The sequence below is a fragment of the Mycobacterium sp. PSTR-4-N genome, assembly GCF_022348085.1.
In the GTDB taxonomy this organism is placed as follows: Bacteria; Actinomycetota; Actinomycetes; order Mycobacteriales; family Mycobacteriaceae; genus Mycobacterium.
The window spans coordinates 138,187-164,993 of the sequence record NZ_JAKRFN010000010.1 but is presented as its reverse complement, the minus strand read 5'-3'; the positions used below and the strand labels follow the sequence as shown (position 1 = coordinate 164,993).

At 67.9% G+C, this 26,807-nt stretch carries 24 protein-coding genes; 13 read left to right on the top strand and 11 right to left on the bottom strand.

Annotated features, from left to right (window positions below; genetic code table 11):
* Window positions 1-192: a ferredoxin gene (locus tag MHN84_RS15870; protein WP_221351507.1), complete on the bottom strand. Its 192-nt coding sequence runs from the start codon at window positions 190-192 to the stop codon at window positions 1-3.
* 168 nt (window positions 193-360) lie between these two features.
* Here MHN84_RS15870 and MHN84_RS15865 point away from each other — a divergent pair, with 168 nt between their 5' ends.
* The 6 genes from MHN84_RS15865 (at window position 361) to MHN84_RS15840 (ending at window position 8,647) form a co-directional block, all read left to right on the top strand.
* Window positions 361-1,542 (top strand): acyl-CoA dehydrogenase family protein, encoded by a 1,182-nt coding sequence (locus tag MHN84_RS15865; protein WP_221353741.1) that lies wholly within the window; start codon window positions 361-363, stop codon window positions 1,540-1,542.
* Between the two features lie 14 nt (window positions 1,543-1,556).
* The gene (locus MHN84_RS15860; RefSeq protein WP_221351509.1) at window positions 1,557-2,666 is read left to right on the top strand and encodes an acyl-CoA dehydrogenase family protein; all 1,110 of its coding nucleotides are present in this window, start codon (window positions 1,557-1,559) and stop codon (window positions 2,664-2,666) included.
* Between the two features lie 6 nt (window positions 2,667-2,672).
* A complete protein-coding gene (gene fadD17 / locus MHN84_RS15855; RefSeq protein WP_241205489.1) occupies window positions 2,673-4,196 on the top strand; it encodes a long-chain-fatty-acid--CoA ligase FadD17 in 1,524 nt (507 codons plus the stop codon).
* Between the two features lie 23 nt (window positions 4,197-4,219).
* A complete protein-coding gene (locus MHN84_RS15850; RefSeq protein WP_241205502.1) occupies window positions 4,220-5,854 on the top strand; it encodes an AMP-binding protein in 1,635 nt (544 codons plus the stop codon).
* 70 nt (window positions 5,855-5,924) lie between these two features.
* The gene (locus tag MHN84_RS15845; RefSeq protein ID WP_241205501.1) at window positions 5,925-7,508 is read left to right on the top strand and encodes an FAD-binding protein; all 1,584 of its coding nucleotides are present in this window, start codon (window positions 5,925-5,927) and stop codon (window positions 7,506-7,508) included.
* Window positions 7,505-8,647 (top strand): Rieske 2Fe-2S domain-containing protein, encoded by a 1,143-nt coding sequence (locus tag MHN84_RS15840; protein ID WP_241205488.1) that lies wholly within the window; start codon window positions 7,505-7,507, stop codon window positions 8,645-8,647. Before MHN84_RS15845 ends, MHN84_RS15840 begins: the two co-directional genes overlap by 4 nt.
* Here MHN84_RS15840 and MHN84_RS15835 read toward each other — a convergent pair.
* The 3 genes from MHN84_RS15835 to MHN84_RS15825 are packed head-to-tail and all read right to left on the bottom strand — an operon-like array spanning window position 8,644 to window position 13,009.
* On the bottom strand, window positions 8,644-10,203 hold the full coding sequence (locus MHN84_RS15835) for an acetolactate synthase large subunit (RefSeq protein WP_241205487.1): 1,560 nt from the start codon (window positions 10,201-10,203) through the stop codon (window positions 8,644-8,646). The genes MHN84_RS15840 and MHN84_RS15835 overlap by 4 nt on opposite strands.
* Window positions 10,204-10,222: 19 nt before the next feature.
* Window positions 10,223-11,344, bottom strand: coding sequence for a nitronate monooxygenase family protein (locus MHN84_RS15830; protein ID WP_241205486.1), 1,122 nt, complete (start codon window positions 11,342-11,344; stop codon window positions 10,223-10,225).
* Between the two features lie 12 nt (window positions 11,345-11,356).
* A complete protein-coding gene (locus MHN84_RS15825) occupies window positions 11,357-13,009 on the bottom strand; it encodes an acyl-CoA synthetase (RefSeq protein ID WP_241205485.1) in 1,653 nt (550 codons plus the stop codon).
* Window positions 13,010-13,079: 70 nt separating this feature from the next.
* Between MHN84_RS15825 and MHN84_RS15820 the strand changes: the two genes are divergently transcribed.
* Window positions 13,080-13,889, top strand: a complete 810-nt coding sequence (locus MHN84_RS15820; protein ID WP_241205484.1) for a crotonase/enoyl-CoA hydratase family protein — start codon at window positions 13,080-13,082, stop codon at window positions 13,887-13,889.
* 81 nt (window positions 13,890-13,970) lie between these two features.
* Here the strand turns inward: MHN84_RS15820 and MHN84_RS15815 are convergent, their stop codons facing one another.
* Genes MHN84_RS15815 through MHN84_RS15805 form a run of 3 tightly spaced genes read right to left on the bottom strand, consistent with a single transcriptional unit; the run spans window position 13,971 to window position 16,979 of the window.
* A complete protein-coding gene (locus MHN84_RS15815; protein WP_241205500.1) occupies window positions 13,971-15,176 on the bottom strand; it encodes a cytochrome P450 in 1,206 nt (401 codons plus the stop codon).
* A gap of 11 nt (window positions 15,177-15,187) precedes the next feature.
* Window positions 15,188-15,904, bottom strand: coding sequence for an acetoacetate decarboxylase family protein (locus tag MHN84_RS15810; RefSeq protein ID WP_241205483.1), 717 nt, complete (start codon window positions 15,902-15,904; stop codon window positions 15,188-15,190).
* Between the two features lie 43 nt (window positions 15,905-15,947).
* Window positions 15,948-16,979: an LLM class F420-dependent oxidoreductase gene (locus MHN84_RS15805; protein WP_241205482.1), complete on the bottom strand. Its 1,032-nt coding sequence runs from the start codon at window positions 16,977-16,979 to the stop codon at window positions 15,948-15,950.
* A 58-nt stretch (window positions 16,980-17,037) separates the two neighbouring features.
* Here MHN84_RS15805 and MHN84_RS15800 point away from each other — a divergent pair, with 58 nt between their 5' ends.
* From MHN84_RS15800 to MHN84_RS15785, 4 genes are read left to right on the top strand one after another with little or no spacing between them, the layout of a single operon-like run.
* The gene (locus tag MHN84_RS15800; protein WP_241205481.1) at window positions 17,038-18,030 is read left to right on the top strand and encodes a Zn-ribbon domain-containing OB-fold protein; all 993 of its coding nucleotides are present in this window, start codon (window positions 17,038-17,040) and stop codon (window positions 18,028-18,030) included.
* 15 nt (window positions 18,031-18,045) lie between these two features.
* Window positions 18,046-19,101, top strand: a complete 1,056-nt coding sequence (locus MHN84_RS15795) for a thiolase domain-containing protein (protein WP_241205480.1) — start codon at window positions 18,046-18,048, stop codon at window positions 19,099-19,101.
* 2 nt (window positions 19,102-19,103) lie between these two features.
* Window positions 19,104-20,291 carry a thiolase domain-containing protein gene (locus tag MHN84_RS15790; protein ID WP_241205479.1) on the top strand — a complete coding sequence of 396 codons (1,188 nt, stop codon included), beginning with the start codon at window positions 19,104-19,106 and terminating at the stop codon, window positions 20,289-20,291.
* Window positions 20,291-21,172, top strand: coding sequence for a TIGR03619 family F420-dependent LLM class oxidoreductase (locus tag MHN84_RS15785; protein ID WP_241205499.1), 882 nt, complete (start codon window positions 20,291-20,293; stop codon window positions 21,170-21,172). Before MHN84_RS15790 ends, MHN84_RS15785 begins: the two co-directional genes overlap by 1 nt.
* Here the strand turns inward: MHN84_RS15785 and MHN84_RS15780 are convergent.
* Window positions 21,169-21,744, bottom strand: coding sequence for a TetR/AcrR family transcriptional regulator (locus MHN84_RS15780; protein ID WP_241205478.1), 576 nt, complete (start codon window positions 21,742-21,744; stop codon window positions 21,169-21,171). The genes MHN84_RS15785 and MHN84_RS15780 overlap by 4 nt on opposite strands.
* A gap of 9 nt (window positions 21,745-21,753) precedes the next feature.
* Window positions 21,754-22,947 (bottom strand): MFS transporter, encoded by a 1,194-nt coding sequence (locus MHN84_RS15775; protein WP_374238375.1) that lies wholly within the window; start codon window positions 22,945-22,947, stop codon window positions 21,754-21,756.
* 171 nt (window positions 22,948-23,118) lie between these two features.
* Here MHN84_RS15775 and MHN84_RS15770 point away from each other — a divergent pair, with 171 nt between their 5' ends.
* Both MHN84_RS15770 and MHN84_RS15765 read left to right on the top strand, forming a co-directional pair.
* Window positions 23,119-24,270 carry a Rieske 2Fe-2S domain-containing protein gene (locus MHN84_RS15770; protein WP_241205476.1) on the top strand — a complete coding sequence of 384 codons (1,152 nt, stop codon included), beginning with the start codon at window positions 23,119-23,121 and terminating at the stop codon, window positions 24,268-24,270.
* Complete coding sequence (locus MHN84_RS15765; RefSeq protein WP_241205475.1) at window positions 24,267-24,719, top strand: hypothetical protein; 453 nt, start codon at window positions 24,267-24,269, stop codon at window positions 24,717-24,719. Before MHN84_RS15770 ends, MHN84_RS15765 begins: the two co-directional genes overlap by 4 nt.
* Before the next feature lie 162 nt (window positions 24,720-24,881).
* Here MHN84_RS15765 and MHN84_RS15760 read toward each other — a convergent pair whose 3' ends face one another.
* Both MHN84_RS15760 and MHN84_RS15755 read right to left on the bottom strand, forming a co-directional pair.
* Entirely contained in the window at window positions 24,882-26,033 is a 1,152-nt protein-coding gene (locus MHN84_RS15760; protein WP_241205474.1) for a sulfotransferase, read from the bottom strand.
* Window positions 26,030-26,803: an SDR family oxidoreductase gene (locus tag MHN84_RS15755; protein ID WP_241205498.1), complete on the bottom strand. Its 774-nt coding sequence runs from the start codon at window positions 26,801-26,803 to the stop codon at window positions 26,030-26,032. Before MHN84_RS15755 ends, MHN84_RS15760 begins: the two co-directional genes overlap by 4 nt.
* Window positions 26,804-26,807: the final 4 nt, after the last annotated feature.

Genomic DNA, 26,807 nt, shown 5'->3' with positions numbered 1-26,807 from the left:
CTAGTCGTGCCGGATCAGGGCGGCCCTGGGGCATTCGACGATCGCCTGCTCGGCCACCGCCTCCTCGCCTTCGGGGACGGGGTCGGCCTTGACCACCGCGTAGTCCTCGTCGTCGAGGTCGAACAGGTCGGGCGCTATTCCGACGCACACGGCATTGCCCTCGCAACGGTCACGATCCACTTCAACTCGCATGACTTCCTCCTGACGGTCTGGGGCTGTGGGCCGATTCGCAGAGCACCCAGTGTGACACCAGCCTGGACCCCAAGACTAGAACGTGTTACAACCGGGGAAGACCTGAGGTATCCACGCGGGCGTCCGGGATGGCACCGGGTACAGGCTCGCAGACTAGTGAGGATCGCGATGCGGATCGGCTACACCCCCGAGCAAGAGGAGCTGCGCCGCGAGCTGCGCGCCTACTTCTCGAAGCTGATGACCCCCGAGCGTGCCGAGGCGCTGGCGAGCAACGACGGCGAGATGGGGCGCGGGAACGTCTACCGCGAAACCGTCGCCCAGATGGGCAAAGACGGCTGGCTGACGCTGTCGTGGCCGAAAGAGTACGGCGGCCAGGCGCGACCGCCGATGGACGGTCTGATCTTCAACGACGAAGCCGCGATCGCCAACGTGCCGGTTCCGTTCCTGACCATCAACAGCGTCGCGCCGACGATCATGCATTTCGGCAGCGACGAGCAGAAGAAGTTCTTCCTTCCCAAGATCGCCGCGGGCGAGCTCCACTTCTCGATCGGTTACTCCGAGCCGGGCGCCGGCACCGACCTGGCCTCGCTGCGCACCACCGCGGTGCGCGACGGCGACGAGTACGTGATCAACGGGCAGAAGATGTGGACGTCGCTGATCGCCTACGCCGACTACGTGTGGCTCGCCGCGCGCACCAACCCCGAGGCCAAGAAGCACCGCGGCATCTCGATGCTGATCGTGCCGACGACGGCCGAGGGGTTCTCCTGGACTCCGGTGCACACCGTTGCGGGCGTGGACACCAGCGCGACCTACTACCAGGATGTCCGGGTCCCGGTCAGCAGGTTGGTCGGCGAGGAGAACGCCGGCTGGAAGCTGGTGACCAACCAGCTGAACCACGAGCGGGTCGCGCTGGTCTCGGCGCAGCCGATCTTCGTCGCCCTGAACGCGGTGCGCGAGTGGGCCCAGAACACCAAAGACGTGCACGGCAGCCGGTTGATCGACGCGCAGTGGGTGCAGCTCAATCTCGCGCGGGTGCACGCCAAGGCCGAGGTGCTCAAGCTGATCAACTGGGAGCTGGCCTCCACCGAAGACGCGGCGCCCTCCCCTGCCGACGCCTCGGCGGCCAAGGTGTACGGCACCGAGCTCGCCACCGAGGCCTACCGGTTGCTGATGGAGGTGATGGGCACCGCGGCCACGCTACGTGCGGACTCTCCGGGTGCACTGCTGCGCGGCCGGATCGAGCGGATGCACCGGTCCTGCCTGATCCTCACGTTCGGCGGTGGCACCAACGAGATCCAGCGCGACATCATCGGCATGGTGGCGCTCGGGCTGCCCCGAGTGAACCGGTAAAGGAGACCTTCGACATGGATTTCTCGACGACAGAAGCCAGTGACGATCTCGGCGGGCTGGTTCGCACGATCACCGAATCGGTCTGCACGCCCGAGCATCAGCGCGAGCTCGACGGGTTGGGGCCGCAGCAGGGGGGGCGCTTCGATGACACCCTGTGGCGCAAGCTGATCGACGCCGACATCCTGTCGACCACGGCGCCGGAAGCGCTGGGCGGCGGCGGTTACGGCGCGCTCGAAGAAGTGGCGGTACTCGTGGCGCTGGGACGGCAGCTGGCGGCCGTGCCGTACCTGGAGTCCGTCGTACTCGGTGCGGGCGCGCTGACGACGTTCGGCTCGGACGCCATCGCGCAGGAGTGGGCGGCGCCGGCCGTGCGCGGCGAGAAGGTCCTCACGGTCGCGCTCGACGGTGAGATGGGTGAGGGCCCGGTGCGGGCACGCGCCGAGGGATCGGAGGTCACGCTGACCGGGGCCCGGACGCTGGTGGCGTTCGGGCCGAAAGCCGATGCCTTCCTGGTGCCGGCCGAAACCGATTCAGGTATCGGTGTTTTCCTCGTCGCGGCGAGCGACGGCGGGCTGACCGTCACCGCGCTCGACACCACGGGGCACGGCAGTGTCGGGGCGCTCGAGTTGCGCGAGGTCACGGTGCCCGCGGACCGCCGTATCGGTGGGCCGGAGGTCGTGGACTGGCTCGTCACCCGCGGCGCGCTCGGCCGCAGCGCCTACCAGTTGGGCGTCGTGGAACGCGCGCTGGAGATGACCGCTGCCTACGCCCGCGAACGCGAGCAGTTCGACCGACCCATCGGCAGCTTCCAGGCGGTGTCGGCCCGATTGGCCGACGGATACATCGACATCAAGGGGCTGCGGCTGACCGTGACCCAGGCGGCATGGCGGGTCTCGGAGGATCTGCCCGCCGACATCGACGTGGCCAGCGCCGCGTTCTGGGCCGCCGAAGCGGGACATCGCGTCGCCCACACGGCTGTCCACGTGCACGGGGGTGTGGGTATCGACACCGATCACCCGATCCACCGCTACTTCCTGGCCGCCAAGCAGACCGAGTTCGCACTCGGCGGAGCCACCGGACAGTTGCTGCGGATCGGTCGCGAGTTGGCCGACACGCCGGCCTGAGACACGGTGGCCATCACCGTCGCACCCACCGTCGCCGCGCTACTGGCGCCGTTGGCCGACGTGGAGGACGGCGGCGTGCACGGTATCGACGGCTCGGGAGAGGTGTCGTTCGTCTCGTGGCGTGATCACCTCGCCGACGCCGCGGCCCTGGCGGCTGCACTGCAGGCGCGGCTGGATCCGGATCGCCCACCACACATCGGTGTGCTCGCGGGGAACACACCGTTCTTCTCCTGCATGCTGGTTGCCGCGGCGATGTCGGGAATCGTTCCGGTCGGCCTCAACCCGACGCGCCGCGGGGCAGCGTTACAGCGCGACATCGAGCACGCCGACTGCCAACTCGTGCTGGCCGACCGTGACAGCGCCGTACCCGGCATCTCCTCGATCGACGTCGAATCCGATTCCTTCGCAACCGAATTGGCCGACCACGCCGGCGCGGACGTGCAGTTCCGCGATGCCGCACCCGACGATCTGTTCATGCTGATCTTCACCTCGGGCACCAGCGGAGACCCGAAAGCGGTGCGGTGCACGCACGACAAGGTCGCGTTCCCGGGAGCGATGCTGGCCGAACGGTTCGGCCTCGGCCCGTCGGACACGTGCTATCTGTCCATGCCGCTGTTCCACTCCAACGCGATCATGGCCGGCTGGGCGCCGGCCGTCGCCGGCCGTGCGTCCGTCGCTCTGCGGCGCAGGTTCTCTGCCTCGCAGTTCTTTCCCGATGTCCGCAAAGTCGGCGCCACCTACGCCAACTACGTCGGTAAGCCGCTGTCCTACGTCCTCGCGACGCCCGAGCGCAGCGACGACGCCGACAATCCCCTCAGGGTGGCCTACGGCAACGAGGGCGCGCCGCGGGACCTGAGCCGCTTCGCGGAGCGCTTCGCCGTCGAGGTCGTCGACGGATTCGGTTCGAGCGAAGGCGGCGTCTCGATCGCACGAACCCCCGACACACCCGACGGGGCACTGGGCCCGCTCGTGGGCGGGGTCGCGATCGTCGACGTCGAGACGGGGCGGCCGTGCCCACCCGGTGTGGTCGGCGAGCTGGTCAACACCGAGGGCCCCGGTCAGTTCCGCGGCTACTACCACGATCCCGAGGCCGATGCCGATCGGATGCGCGGCGGGGTCTACCACAGTGGAGACCTCGCCTACACCGACGAACGCGGCTTCGCGTACTTCGCAGGGAGACTGGGTGACTGGCTGCGGGTCGACGGTGAGAATCTCGGCACCGCCCCGATCGAGCGCATCCTCATGCGCTATCCCGGCGTCACCGAGGCCGTCGTCTATCCCATTCCCGACGACACCGTGGGCGACCGTGTGATGGCTGCGCTGGTGCTGCCCGACCCCGCGTCGTTCGATCCGGTGGCGTTCACGCAGTTCCTCTGCGCGCAGGACGATCTGGGGCCCAAGCAGTGGCCGGTGTATGTGCGCGTGGCCACCACGCTGCCGCGCACCCAGACGTTCAAGGTGATCAAGCGGCAGCTGTCGGCCGAAGGTATCGACTGCTCCGACGACGTGCACGAGATCGACCGGCCGTGACCGGACACGCCGACATCGCGTCGATGCTGCTGGCACGGGCCGACGACACGCACCCCGGGTTACGCACCCGCGAGCAGGCCTGGACCTGGGACGACGTGGTGACGTGTTCGGCGGCCCGGGCGGCGCTGGCACTGGCCCGAAAGCCCGGGAACGCACCGTTTCACATCGGTGTGCTGTTGCCCAATGTGCCCGAGTTCGTGTTCTGGCTCGGCGCAGCGGCGTTGGCCGGCGCCACCATCGTCGGCCTGAATCCCACCCGCGGTGCGCGTGATCTGGCGGCTGACATCCGGCACGCGGACTGCGCGATGGTCGTCACCGACACGGCCGGCGCCGAGCGCCTACGCACTCTCGACCACGGCGTCGATGCCGAGCTGATCTGGTGCGTCGACGATCTGCGGTACCGCCACCTCGTCGATGGACATCGCAGGGCACCGGCCGAGGCTGCGCCCGGCGTGGACGCGACGACGCTGATGCTGCTGCTGTTCACCTCCGGCACCACCGGCACATCGAAAGCCGTCCGATGCACGCAGGGCCGGCTGGCCCGCATCGCCTACACGGCCACAGAGAAGTTCGGTCACCACCGCGGCGACGTCGACTACTGCTGCATGCCGCTGTTCCACGGCAACGCCCTGATGGCGCTGTGGGCGCCGGCCCTGGCCAATGGCGCGACCGTCTGCCTGACCCCGACGTTCTCGGCGTCGGGCTTCCTACCCGACGTGCGCTTCTTCGGCGCCACGTTCTTCACCTACGTCGGCAAGGCACTGGGCTACCTGCTGGCGACCCCTGAGCTGCCCGACGACGCCGACAACCCGCTGCAGCGCGGCTTCGGCACCGAGGCCTCGCCCGAGGACCAGAAGGAATTCCGCCGCCGGTTCGCAGCCGAGCTGTTCGAAGGGTACGGCTCCAGTGAGGGCGGCGCGGTGGCCGCACCCGATCCGGACGCGCCGCCGGGCGCGCTGGGCCGACCCGCCCACGCGGACGTCGTCGTCGTCGACCCGGACACGCTACGAACCTGTCCAGCAGCGGTTCTCGATGAGACAGGTCGGGTGTGTAACGCCGACGAGGCGGTCGGCGAGATCGTCGACCGCCGAGGCGCCCGTGACTTTGAGGGCTACTACCGCAACGACGCGGCCGAGGCCGAGCGCACCCGCAACGGGTGGTACTGGTCGGGTGACCTCGGCTACGTGGACGGCGCCGGGTTCCTGTACTTCGCGGGCCGGCGCGGCGACTGGATCCGGGTCGACGGCGAGAACATCTCGGCGCTTACCATCGAACGCGTGCTGCGCCGGCACAGCGGCGTGATCGCCGCAGCGGTGTACGGCGTGCCGGACCCCCGCTCCGGAGATCAGGTGATGGCCGCGGTGGAGGTCGCCGACCCGCGCGGGTTCGACCTCTGCCAGTTCACCGAGTTCCTGGGCGCGCAGCCGGATCTCGGCACCAAAGGCGCGCCCCGGCTGCTGCGGGTGTCTGCCGACCTACCGGTGACCGGGTCGAACAAGGTGCTCAAGCGGCACCTGCAGGCGCAGCGGTGGCACACCGATGAACCGGTGTATCGCTGGGTGGGTCGGGGCTCGCCGGTGTACCGACTGATGACCGTCGCCGACAAGGAGGCGCTCGACGCGGAGTTCGCCGCCCACGGAAGGGAACGCCATGTCTGACGGGATGAGCGCTCGCGCGAAGACCAATCAGCACGGGATGAGCGCTCGCGCGAAGACCAATCAGCACGGGATGAGCGCTCGCGCCAAGACCATCGAGTACTGGGACGCCGAGACCGACGTCGTCGTCGCCGGGTCGGGCGCCGGCGGCGTCACGGGTGCCTACACCGCGGCCCGCGAAGGTCTCGACGTCGTGTTGGTCGAGGCGTCGGAGACGTTCGGCGGCACCACGGCCTACTCCGGTGGCGGCGGAATGTGGTTCCCGTGCAACCCCGTTCTCCAGCGCGCCGGTTACGGCGACGCACAGGATGACACCATCGACGACGCGCTCGAGTACTACAACGCCGTCGTCGGCGACCGCACCCCGGCCGCGATGCGCGAAACCTATGTCCGTAGCGGAGCCCCGCTGATCGCCTACCTGGAGGCCGACGAGCAGCTGAAGTTCTCGCTGCTGCCCTGGCCGGACTACTTCGGCCACGCACCGAAGGCGCGCGCCGACGGCATGCGACACATCGCCGCCAAGCCGCTGAAAGTCGCGGCCGCGCCGGATCTTCGAGAACTCATTCGGGGTCCTCTCGACACCGATCGTCTGGGGCATCCGCAGCCGGACGACTACTTCGTGGGCGGTCGGGCGCTGATCGCCCGGTTCCTGATCGCGCTGCGGCGCTTCCCGCACGCGCAGACGCGGTTGAGCACGGCGCTCACCGAGCTCGTCGTCGACAACGGTGCCGTGGTCGGCGCGGTCGTCACCGACGCGCAGGGCAGCCGCGCAATCCGCGCACGGCGTGGGGTTCTGTTGGCCGCCGGCGGCTTCGAGCGCAACGACGAGATGCGGGAGCGATACGGCGTGCCGGGCAGCTCCCGCGACACGATGGGGCCGCCGTCGAACCGTGGGCTCGCGCACCTGGCCGGGATCACCGCCGGCGCCGCCACCGACCTGATGGATCAGGCGTGGTGGTCACCGGGTCTGATGCATCCCGACGGCACAGCCGCATTCGCGTTGTGGTTCACCGGCGGCATCTTCGTCGACGATCACGGCAGGCGGTTCACCAACGAATCCGCGGCCTACGACCGGTTGGGACGCGCCGTGCTGACCGCGATGGCCGACGGGTCGGTCACCCTGCCGTACTGGATGGTGTACGACGACGGTGAGGGTCCGGTGCCGCCGGTCAAGGCCCCCAACGTGTCGATGGTGGACACACAGCGTTACGTCGACGCCGGATTGTGGCGCAGCGCAGACTCTCTCGAGGAGTTGGCCCGAGTGATCGGCGTTCCGCCGGACAATCTCGTTGCGACGGTGCGGCGGTTCAACGATTTCGCCCACCGCGGGGTGGACGAGGATTTCGACCGGGGCGGCGAACCCTACGATCGCGCGTTCTCCGGTGGCGCGTCCCCGCTGCGCCCGATCGAGCGACCGCCGTTCCACGCTGCCGCCTTTGGCGTCTCGGATCTGGGTACCAAGGGAGGTCTGCGCACCGATACGTCGGCCCGGGTGCTCGACACCACTGGAGCAGTGATCCCCGGCCTGTACGCGGCAGGCAACACCATGGCCGCCCCCAGCGGAACCGCATACCCCGGCGGCGGCAACCCCATCGGCACCTCCATGGTGTTCAGCCACCTGGCCGTGCTGGACATGACAGGAAGGACCACGCCATGACTGAGCCCGTTCGCGAGATCGACACCGGCGCCGCGCCGACGCGCTTCGCCCGGGGCTGGCACTGCCTGGGCCTTGCGCAGTACTTCCGGGACGGAAAACCACACGGCATCAACGCTTTCGGCACGCTGCTGGTGGTCTTCGCCGATTCCGCCGGCGAGCTGAAGGTTCTCGACGGCTACTGCAGACACATGGGCGGCAACCTCGCCCAGGGCACCGTCAAAGGCGACGACATCGCGTGCCCGTTCCACGACTGGCGGTGGCGCGGAGACGGCCGGTGTTCGTTGGTGCCGTATGCCAAGCGCACCCCGCGGATGGCGCGCACCCGTGCCTGGCTCACCACCGAGGTCAACGGTCAGCTGCTGGTCTGGCACGACCCGGAGGGCTCGACGCCGGCCCCGGAGCTGACCCCGCCCACCATCGAGGGGTACGACGAGGGCCGGTGGTCGCCGTGGCAGTGGAGTTCGGTGTTGATCGAAGGGTCGCACTGCCGCGAGATCGTCGACAACAACGTCGACATGGCGCACTTCTTCTACATCCATCACGCATATCCCACGTACTTCAAGAACGTGATCGAGGGCCACACCGCCAGCCAGTACATGGAGTCCAAGCCTCGGCCCGACTACGTCGCCGACCCGGAGAAGCTCTGGGAGGGAACCTATCTGCGATCAGAGGCCACGTACTTCGGACCCGCGTACATGATCAACTGGCTGCACAACGACCTCGCGCCCGGCTTCACCGTCGAGGTGGCGCTGATCAACTGCCACTACCCCGTCACCCACGACTCGTTCATGTTGCAGTGGGGCGTGTCCGTGGCCGCGATGCCCGGCCTGCCCGCGGACAAGGCCGCCAAGCTGGCCGGGGCGATGAACCGTAGCTTCGGCGAGGGCTTTCTCGAAGACGTGGAGATCTGGAAGAACAAGTCCCGCATCGACAACCCGCTGCTGACCGAGGAGGACGGCCCGGTGTACCAGCACCGGCGCTGGTACGAACAGTTCTACGTCGACGCCGCCGACGTCACCCCCGACATGACCGACCGCTTCGAGCAGGAAGTCGACACCACCCACGCCAACGATCTCTGGCAGCAGGAAGTGGAAGAGAACCTGCGGGCTGACGCGGCCGGGCAGACCCCGCGAAGTTAACCCAGCAGGGACGGCACCATCGCCTCGATCAGGTGCGGGCCCGGCTCGGCGAACGCATCGGCCAGCGCGGCGGCGAACTCCTCTGCGGTACGCACCCGCCGGCCGGGCACCCCGAAACCCTCGGCGACACGCACGAAATCGACGGCAGGCGAACGTAAGTCGAGCAGCTCCCGAGCCTTGGGGCCGGGCTCGGTCCCGCTGGTCGCCCCGACCCGCTGCAGCTCGATACGCAGGATGTCGTAGGCACCGTTGTTGAAGATGACCGTCGTCACGTCGAGGTTCTCGCGGGCGTGCGTCCACAGCGCCGAGATCGTGTACATCGCCGAACCGTCGGCCTGCAGGGCCAGGACGGGACGGTGCGGTGCCGCGAGCGCCGCACCGATCGCGGCGGGCAGGCCGTAGCCGATGGCGCCGCCGGTCAGCGTCAGGACGTCGTGGGCCGGCGCGCCGGCCGTCGCCGCGGCGATGCCCACCCCCGCGGTGTTGGACTCGTCGACCACGATGGCGTCGTCGGGCAGCAGGGCGCCGATCACCGCGGCCGCGGAGAACGCGGTGAGCTCGCCGCTGGGCAGCGCCGGGCGCTGGGCCGGCGCCACCTTCGCGGTGGTGCCCGGTGCCACGTCGTCGGCGAGACGTTCCAGTGCGGCTGCCGCTCCGCGATGCGACGCCAGCACGTGCACCGCACAGCCGGCGGGCACCAGGTCGCTGGGCTTGTCCGGGTAGGCGAAGAACGACACCGGCGACGGGGCCCCGGCGAGGATGAGGTGCCGGGCACCGGCCAGCTGTTCGGCGGCGGCCTCGGCGAAGTAGGCGAGTCGGTCGACGGCCGGCACGCCCGCGCCGCGCTGGAGCCGGGCGGGAAACGTCTCGCACAGCACCGTCGCCCCCGTGGCATCGCCGATGCGCACGGCAGCTGCCAGTCCCGGCCCATGGGTGGCGTCGCCGCCGATGAGCAGCACCGCACGCTCGCCGGAGGAGAGCGCGTCGGCAGCGGCGCGCACCGCTTCGTCGTCGTCTACGGCGGGAGCGGGCGGCGCCGCGGCGGACTGTGCAGAATCCGCCCCGTCGCTCCACGACACGTCGGCGGGCAGGATCAGCGTCGTGACCGCGCCGCGGCGCGCGGCGGTGAGGGCGGCCACGGTGTCGGCGGCGACGTCCTCGGGGCGCATCGTCCGGTGCACCCAGCCCGAGACCGTGCCCGCGACCGCGTCGATGTCGGATTCCAAAGGGGCGTCGTACTTCTTGTGATAAGTGGCGTGGTCGCCGACCACGACGACCATGGGGCTGTGCGCGCGGCGCGCGTTGTGCAGGTTGGCCAGGCCGTTGCCCAGGCCAGGCCCAAGGTGCAGGAGTACCGCCGCGGGCGTGCCCGCGATACGCGCGTAGCCGTCGGCGGCACCGGTGGCGACACCTTCGAACAGCGTCAGCACCCCGCGCATACCGCCGACCGTGTCGAGCGCGGCGACGAAGTGCATCTCCGACGTCCCGGGGTTGGCGAAGCAGATGTCCACGCCGGCGTCGACGAGCGTGGTGAGCAGGGAGTGCGCGCCGTTCACCCCTGCTTTATACGCCGGCTCAGGCCCCGCGGATGCCGTCCAGACGTTTCGTGGCCTCGTCGAAACCGCTCACCAGTTCGGCGATGATGTCGGCGACGGGCCGGATCTCGTTCATGCGGCCCACGATCTGCCCGACGGGCATCGCGACCGCGGTCGGATCGCTCGATTCGCTCATCCGCTGATGCGCCTCGCTGACCAGAATGTTCTGCAGTGGCATCGGAAGCGGCTCGGGTGCGCCGTCGGCGTCCCACGCGTCGGTCCAGCGGCTCTTGAGCAGCCGCGCCGGCTTGCCTGTGTAGATGCGGCGGCGCACGGTGTCGGCCGACGTCGCGGTCAGCATGGCCTCCTGGATCACCGACCGGCCCGAGTCCAGGCGGACGCCGAGGTCGTACTCGGCCGAGGTGAGGAAGGCTGAGCCCATCCAGACTCCCTGCGCGCCAAGGGCCAGCGCCGCAGCGACCTGCCGCCCGGTGCCGATGCCGCCGGCGGCGAGCACCGGCGTCTTGCCATCGAGGGCGTCGACGATCTCCGGCCACAGCACCATCGACCCGATCTCGCCGGTGTGCCCGCCGGCCTCGTGGCCCTGGGCGACGACGATGTCGACGCCGTTCTCAGCGTGCCGCAGAGCATGTTTGGCCGAGCCCGCCAGCGCGGCGATCGGCACGCCGGCTTCGTGGACCTGGTCGATGACGTCCTTGGGCGGGGAGCCCAGCGCGTTGGCGATCAGCTTGATCGGGTGCTTGAGCGCGACCTCGACGTGGCTGCGCGCCACCGAATGCAACCATCCCAGAACGCCTTCGGAGCGTTCCTCGTCGGCGGGCAGCGGCGGCACCCCGAGGTCGGCGAGGGTCTTGTCGACGAACTCGCGGTGCGCGGCGGGGATGAGCTTGTTGATGTCGACCGACGTGCCCTCCGTCGGCACCTTGGCAGGCATGACGATGTCGACGCCGTACGGCTTGCCGTCGGTGTTGGCGTCCATCCACTGCAGGACGTTCTCGAGGTCGTCGGCGTCGTTGAAGCGCACGCACCCGAGCACCCCGAGTCCACCGGCCTTGGTGACGGCTGCGGCCACCTTCTCCGACGGGGTGAAGACGAAGATCGGGTACTCGATGCCGAAGCGATCGCAGAGTTCGGTTCTCATGATGGTTCCTGCCTAGGAGCTGGTGGCGACGTGCTTGGAGTGGACCTCATCGGCCGGCCGCGCCTCGGTCACGTCCTTGGCCCACCGGTAATCGGGTTTGCCTGCCGGCGATCGCTTCACCTCGTCGACCAGCCACAGGCTGCGCGGCACCTTGTACCCCGCGATCTCACTGCGCACGAACGCGTCGAGGTCGGCGAGCGTCGGCTTGCTTCCCTCGCGGGGATGCACCACGGCTGCCACGTGCTGCCCGAACCGGGGGTCGGGCACACCGACGACGAGCGCGTCGAACACGTCGGGATGACCCTTGAGCGCGGCCTCCACCTCCTCGGGGTAGATCTTCTCCCCACCGCTGTTGATCGACACCGAACCGCGGCCCAGCATCGTCACGGTGCCGTCGGCCTCCACCTCGGCGTAATCGCCCGGAATGGCATATCGCACACCGTGATACGTGCGGAACGTCTCGGCCGTCTTCTTCTCGTCCTTGAAGTAGCCGACCGGGATGTGGCCGCACTTGGCGATGATGCCGCGCTTACCCGATCCCGGCTCGATCTCGTTGCCGTCCCCGTCGAGCACCTTGGTGTTCTTGTCGATCGTCACGCGCGGGCCGCCGGTGTGCGACTGCCCCTTGGCCACCACGCTGGTGCCGCCGAAGCCCGTCTCCGACGAGCCGATCGAATCGGTGATGATCCGGTTGGGCAGCAGCTCGAGAAACTTCTCCTTCAGGCTGGTGGAGAACAGCGCGGCGGTGCTGGCGAGCAGGAACAGCGAATCGAGGTTGTATTGGTTCCCGGCGTCCTGATGTGCGAGCAGCGCGTCCAGCAGAGGACGGGCCATTGCGTCACCGGTGAAGAACAGCAGGTTGACCTTGTGTTCGTGGATGGTGCGCCACACCGCGTCGGCGTCGAATTCGGGCGCGAGCACGGTGGTGTGGCCGGTGAACAGTGACATCCAGGTGGCGGACTGTGTGGCGCCGTGGATCATCGGCGGGATCGGGTAGCGCACCATCGGCGGATTCGCCGCCGCCTGCTTGGCGAGGTCGTACTCGTCGGCGATCGGTTCGCCGGTGGCGAAGTCGGTGCCGCCGAACAGGACTCGGTAGATGTCCTCGTGGCGCCACATCACGCCCTTGGGGAAGCCGGTGGTACCGCCGGTGTAGAGCAGATAGATGTCGTCCTCGCTGCGCGGACCGAAGTCCCGCTCGGGTGAGCCCTGCTCGAGCGCCGCGTAGAACTCCACCCCGCCATAGCGTTGGAAGTCCTCGTCGGTGCCGTCCTCGACGACCAGGATGGTCTTCACGTTCGGGGTCTCGGGCAGCACGTTGGCCACCCGGTCGGCGTAGCGGCGCTCGTGGATCAGCGCGACCATGTCGGAGTTGTCGAACAGGTACTTCAGCTCGCCTTCGACGTAGCGGAAGTTGACGTTCACCAGGATCGCGCCGGCCTTGATGATGCCCAGCATGCCGATGACGATCTCGATACGGTTGCGGCAGTAGAGCCCGACCTTGTCGTCTTTCTTGACGCCCTGATCGAGGAGGTAGTGCGCGAGCCGGTTGGCTTTCTCCTCGAGCTCGGCATAGGTGAGCTGCTCGTCGCCCGAGATGAGGGCGACACGGTCAGGCACGGCGTCGATGGCGTGCTCGGCGAGATCGGCGATGTTCAGGGCCACGGCTCTAAACTAGAACGTGTTACATTTCCAGACAAGTCTATGGCAACGACGCTGGAAGGCGGCCTGATCCGTGAGTGACGCGCAGAATTCGCAAGAGCAGCCCGACTGCCTGGTTGAGCAGCGCGGACACACGCTGATCGTCACGATGAACCGGCCACAGGCACGCAATGCGCTGTCCGGCGAGATGATGGCGATCATGGTCGAGGCGTGGGATCGCGTCGACGACGATCCGGAGATCCGCAGCTGCATCCTGACCGGCGCGGGTGGCTACTTCTGCGCCGGCATGGACCTCAAGGCCGCCTCGGCGAAGCCGCCGGGCGACTCCTTCAAAGATGGCAGCTACGACCCCTCCTCGATCCCGGCGCTACTGAAGGGCCGGCGGTTGACCAAGCCGCTGATCGCGGCCGTCGAGGGGCCCGCGATCGCAGGCGGTACGGAGATCCTGCAGGGCACCGATATCCGCATCGCCGGTGAGAGCGCGAAGTTCGGCATCTCCGAGGCGAAGTGGAGCCTGTACCCGATGGGTGGGTCCGCCGTGCGGCTGGTGCGCCAGATCCCCTACACGATCGCGTGCGATCTGCTGCTGACCGGTCGTCACATCACCGCCGCCGAGGCACTGTCCTACGGTCTGATCGGTCACGTGGTGCCCGACGGCGGCGCGCTCGACAAGGCGCTCGAGATCGCTGAGGTGATCAACAACAACGGTCCGCTCGCTGTGCAGGCGATCCTCAAGACGATCCGCGAGACCGAGGGCATGCACGAGGAGGAGGCGTTCAAGCCCGACACCGCCAACGGCATCCCGGTGTTCCTCTCCGAGGACGCCAAGGAAGGCCCGCGGGCGTTCAAGGAGAAGCGGGCCCCCAACTTCCAGATGAAGTAACCCGCCGCGAGTGTGCGGTTTTATCCGCCACACGCCCGCGGCGGGCGTATCAGGACGCACACTCGGCGGCCGGGGTGAGTGTCAGAGCACCTTCGCCGACGGCGTGAACACCACCGGCATCGACTCCAGTCCACTGACGAAGTTCGCCGGCCGTAGCGGCAGCATGCCCTCGTCGGCCAGCCGCAGGTCGGGTAGCCGCGTCAGCACCTTGCTCATCATGATCTTGAGCTCGAGGCGCGCCAGCTGATTACCCAGGCAGAAATGGGTGCCGAAGCCGAAGGCCAAGTGGCTGTTCGGGTTTCGATCGATCCGGAAGGTGTGCGGATCGTCGAACACGGACTCGTCGAAGTTGGCCGACTCGAACATCAGCATGATCTTCTCGCCGGCGTTCAACGACGTCCCATGAAACTCGGTGTCCGCGGTCAGCGTCCGGCACATGTTCTTGACCGGCGATGTCCAGCGGAGTGTCTCCTCAATGGCACCGGGCAGCAATTCCAGATTGGCACAGAGCCGCTGCCACTGATCCTGGTGCCGCAGCAGCTGTTCTGTGCCGCCGGAGAGCGTGTGGCGAGTGGTCTCGTCGCCGCCGATGAGGATCAGCAGCGTCTCGAAGACGATCTCGTCGTCACTCATCTTCTGGCCTTCGACCTCGGCGTTGACCAGCACCGAGAACAGGTCGTCGGTCGGGTTGGCGCGCCGGTCGGCGATCACCTCCATGGTGAAGGCGGTGTAGGCGGCGAAGGTCTCCATCAACTTCTGGATCGTCTGCTCGTCCACCGTGGACGACAGCCCGCACACCAGGTCGTCGGACCATTCCAGCAGTTTGTCGCGTTCGGACGGCAGCACCCCCAGCATGTCGCCGATGACGGCCATCGGCAGCGGTGCGGCGATGTCGCGGACGAAGTCGGCCTCCCCGCGCTCGCACACCGCATCGATCAGCGCGTCGCAGAGCCGCTCGATCGAGGGCACCTTGTCCATCACGCGCTTACGGGTGAAGCCCGAGTTCACCAGTTTGCGCCGCAGGATGTGGGCTGGGTCGTCCATGTCGATCATGTACGGCATGCCGGGCTGGTCGGGGCGGATGCCGCCTGTGCTGGAGAACAATTCGGGGTTGCGCTCGGCGTCGAGCACCGCCTGATAGGTCGTCGCGGCGGCCAGGCCGTTGCGGTCGCGGAACACCGGCTGGTTGGCGCGCATCCACGCATAGGCCTCGCGCGCTGCCCGTCCGTCGGCATAGAAGTTGCCGTCGGCCAGATCGACGTCGGGCTTGGCGGGGGCAATGCCCATCTGCATGGCGGTCACACGATCTCCTTGGCGTCGGCAAAAGTCATGTCCACGTTGTCAGCCGAACTGGACACCAGGGCGCGTTTCGGCAATCCCAGTGCCGCGAGTTCGGCGGCGTAAGGGTGGGTGCCCAGGCGGACGCGGACGCCGCCGGGTCGATAACGCACCCCCGTCATCCGCATCTCCCCCGGCGTCTCCCGGATCACACCGTCGGCGTAGGAGTACGTCGAATGCACCTGCGGGCGCGCGGTGAACCGGCCGGGCACCGGCAGACCCGGCGCGAAGTCCATCGAGATGACGTGCGCGCCGTCGATGGTGACGTCGAAGCCGTACCGTCGGCCGTCACGAATGGTGAAGTCCGCCATCACCTTCGGATAACCCCAGATGGTGCGGCCCGCCTCCAGCGTGAACGACTGGTCGACGGGAAGATGGTGAACGAACGCACCGGCCGACTGCAGCGCGGCGAGGCCTGTCGCATCAGAGCCCGGCGGGTTCACCATCACGTTGGTGCCGTACTCCCAGTACTGCCCGAGGTCGGTGTCCTCGTAGCGCATCAGCATGAGCACGGCCATCGCGCGATTGCCCAGGAAACGGCACACCCGTAGCCCGCTGTAGTCGATCATTCGCTGCGCGGCATCGGCGTCGACGACGAACATGGCGGTGTGCTGGTGCGCGGTGCGCACCCGCACCGGCATCGTCAGCACGGTCCCGGCAATGGTGTGTTGGCTCACACCGCCAATCTAGAACGTGTTCTAGACAGTCAGCAAGATCTGTCTACACCAGCGCGGCGAGATCCCGGATCTGGTCGGTCGACCGGGCACCCACCACCATCATCGTCACCCCGGCGGCCTCCCAGGCCTTGATCTGCTCCTGCACGAATGCCAGGTCGCCGACGATCGCGGAATCGTCGACCAGCTCGTCGGGAATGATCTTCGCCGCCTCGTCTTTGCGGTCACTGCGGAACAGTTTCGTCACGTCGTCGACGACCTCGGCGTACCCCATCCGGCGATACACGTCGGCGTGGAAGTTGGTGTCCTCGGCGCCCATTCCGCCCATGTAGAGCGCCAGGTGCGGCTTCATCAGCTCCATGATCGCGGGCCGGTCGTCGGTGACGACGACCTGCGCGGTCGCGCAGATCTCGAATGTCTCCCGGGTGCGTCGCGCACCGGGCCGCGCGAAGCCCTCGTCGAGCCACTCGTTGTACATCGACGCGATGCGCGGCGAATAGAAGATCGGCAGCCAGCCGTCGCAGATCTCGGCGGCCAGCGCGACGTTCTTGGGTCCCTCGGCGCCCAGCATGACGGGGATGTCGGCGCGCAGCGGATGGGTGATCGGCTTGAGGTTCTTGCCCAGCCCTGTGGTCCCTTCACCGGTCAGCGGCAGCGGATAGTGCGGGCCGTCGCTGTGCACCGGGGCCTCGCGCGCCCAGACCTGGCGCAGGATGTCGACGTACTCGCGGGTGCGGGCCAACGGCTTGGGGAACTTCGCGCCGTACCAGCCCTCGACGACCTGCGGCCCGGACACACCCAGCCCGAGGATGTGCCTGCCGCCGGAGAGGTGATCGAGCGTCAGGGCCGCCATCGCACACGCGGTGGGGGTGCGGGCGGAGAGCTGGATGACCGACGTGCCCAGCCGCATCCGGCTGGTCTCGCGGCCCCACCACGCCAGCGGCGTGTACGCGTCGGAGCCCCACGCCTCGGCGGTGAACACCGTGTCGAAGCCCGCCTCCTCGGCGGCCGCGACGAGTTCGGCATGGTTCTCCGGCGGCTGTGCGCCCCAGTATCCGAGCTGCAATCCCAACTTCATGCGGTCGCCTCCACACCCGTTCTTGAAACCATTCTTAGAACCTGTTCTACTCGATGCCGTGACCACCAGCCAAAGCAGTCCGGTGCAGATCGATCCCCATGAGCCGCCGCTGTCAGCGCCGCTGAGGCTCTCGTTCGACTACACCCGTTCAGTGGGACCACTCCTCGGTGAATTCTTCACCGCTCTGCGTGAGCGACGCGTTGTCGGGGTCCGTGGTTCCGACGGCCGGGTCCACGTTCCGCCCGCTGAGTATGACCCCGTCACCTCCGAGGCCCTGACCGAGGTCGTTCCGGTGTCCAGCGTCGGCACCGTGCTGTCCTGGACGTGGCAGGCGCACCCGTTGGAGGGCCAACCGCTGGACCGTCCGTTCGCGTGGGCACTGATCCGCCTCGACGGCGCCGACACCGCCCTACTGCACGCCGTGGCCGCCGACGGACCCGAGGCGGTCACGACCGGCGCCCGCGTGCACGTGCACTGGGCTGAGGACACCGTCGGCGCGATCACCGACATCGCGTACTTCGAGCTCGGCGAACAGGCGGAGGAGACTCCGGCGCCTGCCGAGGGACTCGATCCGGTGACCATGGTGATCTCCCCGTCGGCGATCGAAATCCAGCACACCGCATCGTTTCCCGAGAGCACGTTCCTGCGCGCTCTCGAGAAGGGCACCCTGCTGGGGGCGCGGTCCGGGGAGGACGGGAAGGTGTACTTCCCGCCGAAAGAGGCCAACCCGGCAACCGGTCAGCCGCTCGACCAGTTCATCGAGGTGTCCGACAAAGGCACCGTCACGACGTTCGCGATCATCAACATCCCGTTCGCGGGCCAGCGCATCAAGCCGCCCTACGTCGCCGCCTACGTGCTGCTCGACGGGGCCGACATCCCTGTGCTGCACCTCGTCTCGGACATCGAGGCCGACAAGGTGCGGATGGGCATGCGCGTCGAAGCGGTGTGGAAGCCGCAGGACCAGTGGGGCCTGGGCATCGACAACATCGAGTACTTCCGGCCGACCGGCGAACCCGACGCCGAGTACGACTCCTACAAGCATCACCTTTAGAGGGGCACACACACAATGACTGACGTAGCAGTGGTCGGGTTCGCGCACGCTCCGCACGTGCGCCGCACCGACGGCACCACCAACGGCGTCGAGATGTTGATGCCGTGCTTCGCCGAGATCTACGAGGATCTCGGCATCACGAAGTCCGACATCGGCTTCTGGTGCTCCGGATCGTCGGATTACCTTGCCGGGCGCGCCTTCTCGTTCATCTCGGCGATCGATTCGATCGGCGCGGTGCCGCCGATCAACGAATCCCACGTCGAGATGGACGCCGCGTGGGCGCTGTACGAGGCCTACATCAAGATCCTCACCGGTGAGGTGGAGACGGCCCTTGTGTACGGCTTCGGCAAGTCCAGCGCGGGCACGCTGCGCCGCGTGCTCGCCCTGCAGACCGACCCATACACCGTGGCCCCGCTGTGGCCCGACTCCGTCAGCATGGCCGGCCTGCAGGCGCGTCTGGGCCTCGATTCCGGGAAGTGGACGGCCGAGCAGATGGCCCAGGTGGCGCTGGACGCCCAGCAGGCGTCCCCCCGCGTGGACCGTCTGCAGTCCGGGAGCAGCGTCGACGAGCTGCTCTCCCAGCCCTACTTCGCAGAACCGTTGCGCCGCCACGACATCGCGCCGATCACCGACGGCGCATCGGCGATCGTGCTGGCCGCCGGCGATCGGGCCCGCGAGCTCCGCGAACGACCCGCATGGATCACCGGCATCGAGCATCGCATCGAGACCCCGGTGCTCGGCGCCCGCGATCTCACCGCCTCGCCGTCCACGGCAGCATCGGCCCAGGCGGCCACCGGCGGGGACACGTCGTCGATCGACATCGCGGAGATCTACGCGCCGTTCAGCCACCAGCACTTGATGCTGAAGGAGGCGATCGGGCTGGGTGATTCGACGACGATCAACCCGAGCGGCGGTGCGCTGGCCGCGAACCCGATGTTCTCGACGGGGTTGGAGCGGATCGGTGAGGCCGCCCGCCACATCTTCGCCGGTGAGGCCTCCCGCGTCCTCGCACACGCGACGAGCGGGCCTGCGCTGCAACAAAATCTGGTCGCCGTCCTGGAGGGTAAGTGATCATGGCCAAACATCTCGCCGCCGTGCTGGGTACGGGCCAGACCAAATACGTCGCCAAGCGCACCGACGTGTCGATGAACGGCCTGGTGCGCGAGGCCATCGATCGCGCGCTGGCCGATGCCGGCGTCACGTTCGCCGACATCGACGCCGTCGTGGTGGGCAAGGCGCCCGACTTCTTCGAGGGCGTCATGATGCCCGAGCTGTTCATGGTCGACGCGACGGGGGCGACGAACAAGCCGCTGATCCGCGTGCACACGGCGGGATCGGTGGGCGGTTCCACGGCGATCGTGGCCGCGAGCCTGGTGCAGTCGGGCAAGTACCGCCGGGTGCTCACGATGGCGTGGGAGAAGCAGTCGGAGTCCAATGCCATGTGGGCGTTGAGCATTCCGGTGCCGTTCACCAAGCCCGTCGGTGCCGGGGCGGGCGGGTACTTCGCCCCGCACGTGCGCGCCTACATCCGCCGTTCCGGTGCCCCCACGCACATCGGCGCGATGGTCGCGGTCAAGGACCGGCTCAACGCGGTCAAGAACCCGCTGGCCCATCTGCACCAGCCCGACATCACGCTGGAGAAGGTGATGTCCTCTCCGATGCTGTGGGATCCGATCCGTTACGACGAGACGTGCCCGTCGTCGGACGGCGCGGCGGCGATGGTGATCGGCGACGAGGCCAGCGCGGATGCGCGTGTCGCCGAGGGACACCCGGTCGCCTGGGTGCACGCGACCGCGTTGCGCACCGAACCGCTGGCCTACGCCGGCCGCGATCAGGTCAATCCCCAGGCCAGCCGCGACGCGGCAGCGGCGCTTTGGAAGTCGGCCGGAATCACCAGCCCGATCGATGAGATCGACGTGGCCGAGGTGTACGTGCCGTTCTCCTGGTACGAGCCGATGTGGTTGGAGAGTCTCGGTTTCGCCCCGGAGGGCGAGGGCTGGAAGCTGACCGAAGCCGGGGAGACCGCCATCGGTGGGCGCATCCCGTTCAACCCGTCCGGTGGGGTGCTGTCATCCAACCCGATCGGCGCATCCGGCATGATCCGGTTCGCCGAGTCCGCCATCCAGGTGATGGGCAAGGGCGCCGACCACCAGGTGCCCGGTGCCCGCAAGGCTCTCGGGCACGCGTACGGCGGTGGGGCGCAGTACTACTCGATGTGGGTGGTCTCCAGTGACAAACCCGGCGACAAGCCGGGCGCGTGATGAAGTACACCTGCAGCGTGGCGATGGGTCCCATCGACCAGCTGCTCGAGATCGCCCGGACCGCAGAAGAGGTCGGATTCGACGCAATCGCGCTGCCCGATTCGCTGTTCTACATGGAGAAGCAGTCGGCGGACTACCCGTACACACCCGACGGGTCGCGGATGTGGGACGAGAACACCCCGTGGGTGGACCCGCTGATCGCGGCCGGCGCGATGGGTGCGGTCACCTCGACGCTGCGCTTCTACACCAACGTGATGAAGCTGGGCTCGCGCAATCCGCTGCTGTTGGCCCGCCAGGTGGGCTCGGTGGCCAACCTCACCGGCAACCGGTTCGGCTTCGGCGTCGGAATCGGCTGGGCGCCGGAGGAATTCGAGTGGTGCGGCGTTCCCTACGCCAAGCGGGGCAAGCGTGTCGACGAGATGATCGACGTGATCAAGCTCGTGCTCGGCGGCGGCATGGTCGAGTTCCACGGCGACTTCTACGACTTCGACCGGCTGCAGATGAGTCCCGCCCCCAGTGAGCCGGTGCCGTTCTACGTGGGTGGTCACACCGACGTCGCGCTGCGACGGGCGGCACGGATCGGCGACGGGTGGACCAGCGCGATGATGACCGGGGCGGAGCTGGCGGAGACGATCGGCAAAATCGAAGCGCTGAGGGCCGAATACGGCCGCGCCGACGGACCGTACGAGTATCAGGCCGTCTGCATCGACAAGTTCGGCGTCGACGGGCACCGGGAGCTGGCCGAGTCCGGCGTCACCGATAACATCGTGATCCCGTGGGTGTTCGACGGCTTGGGCTTCGACGCTCCGATCGAGCAGAAGAAGGACTCGCTGAAGCGGTTCGCCGACACCTACATCCACTCCGGCTGGCAGGACACCTAGGAGCAGCCGGTCCACACCGCGTCGACCAGCGCACGCACCCCGTGCTCGGACAGCGGCGGCATCCCGAACACGAGCCGGTAGTACGGCGGTGACACCAACGCGTCCACCACCACCTCGATGTCGGTGTCGCCCGACAGTTCTCCGACCGCGACCGCGTCGGTCAGCGCGTCCACGACGGCACCGCGCCGGGGTTCGATCCACTGGGCGAGCAGCGCCGTCTGGATCGCCGGATCGCCGGCGGCCGCCGCGATCACGTTGCGCAGCAGCGCCCCGACGCCGGGATCGGCCAGGATGGCGTTGAGTGCGCTGACGTGATGGATGAGCGCCTCGATCGTGGTGCTGCCCGGAGGCCGCACGATCGACTCCCGCACCGACTCCAGTAGGCCCTCGAGCACGATCGCCGACGCCGATGGCCACCATTTGTAGATCGTCGTGCGGCTGACCTCGGCCCGACGGGCGATCGCGTCGATGGTCGCCGCGCCCGAGCCACCTTCGGCGGCCAATTCGGCTGCTGCGGTGAGGATGGCGCCGCGCACGGCCTCGCTCCGCGGACGTCCGCGACGGTTGGCCATGGACAAACCCTAGGACCGTCGGGTGCCGCTCATCACCACAATCAGGCAGCCGAGGGCCAACACGGCGCCGGCGCCGAACATCGCGGGATAGGACACACCGGCCTCCGCCAGCAGAGACAGTGCGGCAGGAATGCCGAAACCCAGGTAACTCAGGCTGTAGAAGATCGCCGTCATGCCCGCCAGATCGTCGGGGCCGGCGAGCCGTTGCACCTCCTGAAGGCCCGCCAAAAGCGCCATGCCGTAACCAGCGCCGAGCACCGCGGCGGCGATCAGCGCCGCCGTCACCGTCAGCGCGGCGGCCGCCCACGCAGCGCACACCATTCCCGCCGCCAACAGCAGCAGCGCGGTCGGCACACCCCGCGGACCGTCAGCGCCCAGCGACCGTCCGGCCTGCTGCACGCCGAAGCCGACCCCGAGCGCGACGACACACAGCAGCGCGGAGAACGCGATCGGCGCGTGCGGCACACGGTCCGTCAGCAGCGCCGGCAACACGGCGTACGCCGAACCCGCGGCTCCGAAGACCCATGGCGCGACGGGCAGGACGACGCGCAGGAAGCGACGCCGCGCCGCCGTCGGGATCACCAGGTCGGCCCACCACGGACTCGAGGTCTCGTGGCGTTCGCGCGTCTCGGGCGCGACGGTGAGCACTGCCGCCGCCGCGAAGGCCAGGGCCGCGTTGCTCGCATAGGAAAGTACGGTCGGCGCGGGGCCCCACTGTGCGAGCGCGCCCGCGGCGGCGGCGCCCAGACCGAAACCGGCGGTCAGGCTCATCGCCGCGCGCCGGGCGCCCGCGGTGCCGTCGCCGTAGGGCGGTGCGGACAGTTCCTTGAGCCAGCTGCCGCCGACGGCCATCGCGAGTCCGAGCGCCAGCCCGCTGAACACGCGGCCGACAGCGAGGACCACCGCGGAGTCGGCGCCGGCGGCGAGGATGAGCGAGCCCCCCGCGGCCAGCAGCGGCGCAGGGAGCATCAGAGGGCGGCGCCCGAAGCGGTCCGACAGCGGGCCGCCGATGAGCAGGGCCGGCACGATGCCGAGCACATAGGCGAACAGCAGCAGGTCGACGGTCAGCCCGGAGAAGCCCTCTCCCGTGCGATACATGACCAGCAGAGGGGTGAACTCGTTGCCACCCCAGGCGATCGCGAACGTCGCCGCGGCGACCGCCAGCCACCGACGGGTCCCGGTCAGCCTGGCCGGGTCGGTAATAGTGGACACGGTGTGCACTATATCGAGGAACGTGTGATCACGGCCAGCCGGGTACCCCGATGATCAGGGTGAGATGCGCAACGTTTTGCCCTGGTGACAGTCCGCCAATTGCGCGGCGGCGGCGAAAAACTGTAACGTGTTCTAATTCGAGCAAGATTGGGGAGGCCCCAGGTGAGCACCGACACGGCGGGAACCGCGAGCATTCGCGAGATCGACACCGGCACGCTGCCCGACCGCTTCGCGCGCGGCTGGCACTGCCTGGGACCGGTGAAGGACTACCTCGACGGCAAGCCGCACGGCATCGAGATCTTCGGCACCATGCTGGTGGTCTTCGCCGACTCGGCGGGCGAGGTGAAGATCCTCGACGGCTACTGCCGGCACATGGGCGGCAACCTCGCCCAGGGCACGATCAAGGGCGACGAGGTGGCCTGCCCGTTCCACGACTGGCGGTGGGGCGGCGACGGCAAATGCAAGCTCGTGCCCTACGCCAAGCGCACGCCACGGCTGGCGCGCACGCGCGCCTGGCACACCGATGTCCGGGGCGGCCTGTTGTTCGTGTGGCACGACCACGAGGGCAATCCACCCCAGGACGAAGTGCGCATCCCCGAGATCCCCGAGTGGGCCAGCGGCGAGTGGACCGACTGGAAGTGGAACTCGATGCTCATCGAGGGCAGCAACTGCCGCGAGATCATCGACAACGTCACCGACATGGCGCACTTCTTCTACATCCACTTCGGCCTGCCGACGTACTTCAAGAACGTCTTCGAGGGCCACATCGCGTCTCAGTACCTCCACAACGTGGGCCGACCCGACATCAACGACATGGGCACCGCGTACGGCGACGCCAAGCTCGACTCCGAGGCGAGCTACTTCGGCCCGTCGTTCATGATCAACTGGCTGCACAACACCTACGGCGACTTCAAGGCCGAGTCGATCCTGATCAACTGCCATTACCCGGTGACCCAGGATTCGTTCATGCTGCAGTGGGGCGTCATCGTCGAGAAGCCCAAGGGGCTGGACGACAAGACCACCGAGAAGCTGGCCGACGCCTTCACCGACGGGGTCAGCAAGGGCTTCCTGCAGGACGTGGAGATCTGGAAGCACAAGACCCGCATCGACAACCCGCTGCTGGTGGAGGAAGACGGCGCGGTGTACCAGATGCGCCGGTGGTACCAGCAGTTCTACGTCGACGTCGCCGATGTGACACCGGAGATGACCGACCGGTTCGAGATGGAGGTCGACACCACGGCTGCGGTGCAGAAGTGGAACGTCGAAGTCGAGGAGAACCTGAAGGCAAGGGACGCGGAGAAGCAGTCGACGTGACAGACACTCCGGATGTGGACCGCCTCGCCAAGTCGATGCTGCTGTTGCACGGCCACGACGACGAGGAGCACGAGCACGGTCACAATCCGGGTTCGAGCCGGAGTTGGGGTAAGGCACCGGATTTCGCGTCGGATCCGGAGCGTGCGGCCGCGGTGCGTGCGAGCAGTCAGGCCGATCGCGAGCGCTACCTGAACTCCGGGCTGGCGTCGGTGGACTGCCGTTTCTGTCATGTCGCGGTGCGCGTCAAGAAACTCGGGCCGGCGCACACCTCGGTCCAGTGGACGAGCGAGGCGACGCAGCGCTGCGCGCATTTCGCCGAGATCCGTTCGTCTGGAGGCGATCCCGCCCGCGAACGAGCATGCCCGCGACTGGCTGACAGCATTCGCCACGCCGTGGCCGAGGGGTGTCTCGAGGAGTACTCGAGCGCACCCTCCCCAGGCGACGGCTGACGGGCTGCCTGTCCACTCTGGCCCAAACTCACGTTCAGGCGGATTCGTGCGAGTGAAGTTCGCCATTTCGTCGATCTCGAGCGTGGCGCCGAGATCGACGAAATGGCGCGATCCACCCGCACAAGTGCGCCCATTCGTTGGTTTGGGCGGAAAAGGGCCGGGCTACAGGCCGGCGAACTGTTCTTTGACCTGGTCTTCGGTCAGCCCGTAATCCGCCAGTGAATAAGTGTGTTTCGGGGCTCGTGGGCCCTGCTGGCTCTTCTCGTGGGTCTGCACGACGGCGTGCCGTGCCTCGTCGGTGAACTCGATACCAAACGCCTGGTAGATGTCCTCGACGGCGGACACCGGATCCTTAATCAGCGCGAAGTAGTCGAGATCGTAGAACTGCGCCGGATCGTGCTTGGCCCGCTCGGCGCTGAACAACCGCAGCCCCCGAGACCACGTCTCGAGCGAATCCTCCCCGATCACCCTGCCGTGGAAGCTGTGCGACCACCCCTCGGTGGTGTGCTGTGCCAGTGAGCACATCGACGCCATGATCGTCTCTGCCGGTCGGTGGCACTGGATCACCAGCGCGTCGGGGTATGTCGCGAACAGCGCATCGAGCGCGAACAGATGACTCGGATTCTTCAGCACCCAGCGCTTCTCGGCGTCGTTGAGCCCTATCAGCTGGAGGTTCTTGCGGTGCCGCTGGTAGGGCTTCGTCCAATCCTGCCGCGCGAGCCACTGCGAGTAGGTCGGCAGGTGAGCCAACGTCTCGTAGCTGACCGAATGCAGCGACTGCCGCAGCAGCTGCCAGCACTCCTCCACCTCGTCGGCGGTCATGTAGTGCAGGCCGGTGTAGTCCGGGTTCTCCGCATGCGCCTTGCTGAACTGCGCATCCAGCTGCTGGAAAACCGGGTTTTGCGACCAGGTTTCGCGAGGCGGCCGGGGCTGCGGAAACTCTGCGAGCCACAGCTCCAGGCCCTGGTGACGCGGATCGGCGGCCAGCAACCGGTGCACCGCGGTGGTGCCGGTGCGTGGCAGGCCGGTGACGAAGATCGGCCGCTCGATCGGCACGTCGACGTGTTCGGGATACTGCTTGAACGCCGCCTCCGACACCAGCCGCGCCACCAAAGCGTTGCGCACGAAGAACCGCTGCATCTTACTGCCGAACTCGGTCAGGTCGGCATCGCGCTGATAGGACTCGAGCAGGACGGCCAGCGCTTCGCGATAGTTGTCGTCGTCGCTACCGAAATCGTCGAGTCCGCAGGCCTTCACCGCTGAGGCGTGCAGATCCTCGACGGTGCCGACATTCGTGCGGGCGGAGGAACTCACGCCTTGTACTCCCCGCAGTTGACATCCAATGCCTGTCCGGTGATCCCACTGGACAGGTCGCTGGCCATGAACAAGATCGCCGAAGCCACTTCGTCTTCGGTGGGCAGCCGTTTGAGATCGGAGTTGACCGCCGCCGCTTTGTAGATCTCATCGACGGTCGTGCCGTACTTGCCGGCTTGGTGCTCGAAGTAACCCTGCAGCGTGCCGCCCCAGATATAGCCCGGCAGAACCGAGTTCACCCGAATACCCTGGCCGCCCAGCTCGCTGGCCAGCGATTGCGACATGGCCAGCAGCGCCGACTTGGCCATCTTGTACGCGCCCTGCTTGGGATCGGAATGCCGCACCACCATCGAATTCACGTTCACGACTGAGCCCTTGGCCTGGGCCAGCGTCGGCGTCAGCCCCTGGATCAGCCGGAGCGCCCCGAGCACCGTGAGCTCGAACGTCTCCCGGATGTGGTCGAAGCTGGTCTTGGCCAACGGCTTCATCGACGGCACCTTGAACGCATTGTTGATCAACACATCGACCCTGCCGTACGCCTCGAGCGACTTCTCGACGAGATTGCTCACCTGCGCCTCGTCGGTGATGTCGGTACCCACCGACACCGCGCGCCGACCGAGGCCCTCGACCTCCCCCGCTACACCCTCGAGCCGCTCGACGGTCCGTGCGGCCAACACCAGATCAGCGCCCTCCTGTGCGCATCGCCGCGCCAGCGTGGTGCCCAGCGCCGGTCCGACGCCGCTGATCAGCACGACCTTGTTCTCGAGCATGCCC

Excerpts from the sequence above, each read along its gene's own strand:
- MHN84_RS15805 (WP_241205482.1), bottom strand. The coding sequence starts at position 16,979 with ATGAAGTTGGGATTGCAGCTCGGATACTGGGGCGCACAGCCGCCGGAG.
- MHN84_RS15845 (WP_241205501.1), top strand. The coding sequence starts at position 5,925 with ATGAGCGCTCGCGCCAAGACCATCGAGTACTGGGACGCCGAGACCGAC.
- MHN84_RS15790 (WP_241205479.1), top strand. The coding sequence starts at position 19,104 with ATGGCCAAACATCTCGCCGCCGTGCTGGGTACGGGCCAGACCAAATAC.
- MHN84_RS15870 (WP_221351507.1), bottom strand. The coding sequence starts at position 192 with ATGCGAGTTGAAGTGGATCGTGACCGTTGCGAGGGCAATGCCGTGTGC.
- MHN84_RS15860 (WP_221351509.1), top strand. The coding sequence starts at position 1,557 with ATGGATTTCTCGACGACAGAAGCCAGTGACGATCTCGGCGGGCTGGTT.
- MHN84_RS15865 (WP_221353741.1), top strand. The coding sequence starts at position 361 with ATGCGGATCGGCTACACCCCCGAGCAAGAGGAGCTGCGCCGCGAGCTG.
- MHN84_RS15755 (WP_241205498.1), bottom strand. The coding sequence starts at position 26,803 with ATGCTCGAGAACAAGGTCGTGCTGATCAGCGGCGTCGGACCGGCGCTG.
- MHN84_RS15795 (WP_241205480.1), top strand. The coding sequence starts at position 18,046 with ATGACTGACGTAGCAGTGGTCGGGTTCGCGCACGCTCCGCACGTGCGC.
- MHN84_RS15780 (WP_241205478.1), bottom strand. The coding sequence starts at position 21,744 with ATGGCCAACCGTCGCGGACGTCCGCGGAGCGAGGCCGTGCGCGGCGCC.
- MHN84_RS15785 (WP_241205499.1), top strand. The coding sequence starts at position 20,291 with ATGAAGTACACCTGCAGCGTGGCGATGGGTCCCATCGACCAGCTGCTC.
- MHN84_RS15850 (WP_241205502.1), top strand. The coding sequence starts at position 4,220 with ATGCTGCTGGCACGGGCCGACGACACGCACCCCGGGTTACGCACCCGC.
- MHN84_RS15840 (WP_241205488.1), top strand. The coding sequence starts at position 7,505 with ATGACTGAGCCCGTTCGCGAGATCGACACCGGCGCCGCGCCGACGCGC.
- MHN84_RS15830 (WP_241205486.1), bottom strand. The coding sequence starts at position 11,344 with ATGAGAACCGAACTCTGCGATCGCTTCGGCATCGAGTACCCGATCTTC.
- MHN84_RS15815 (WP_241205500.1), bottom strand. The coding sequence starts at position 15,176 with ATGGGCATTGCCCCCGCCAAGCCCGACGTCGATCTGGCCGACGGCAAC.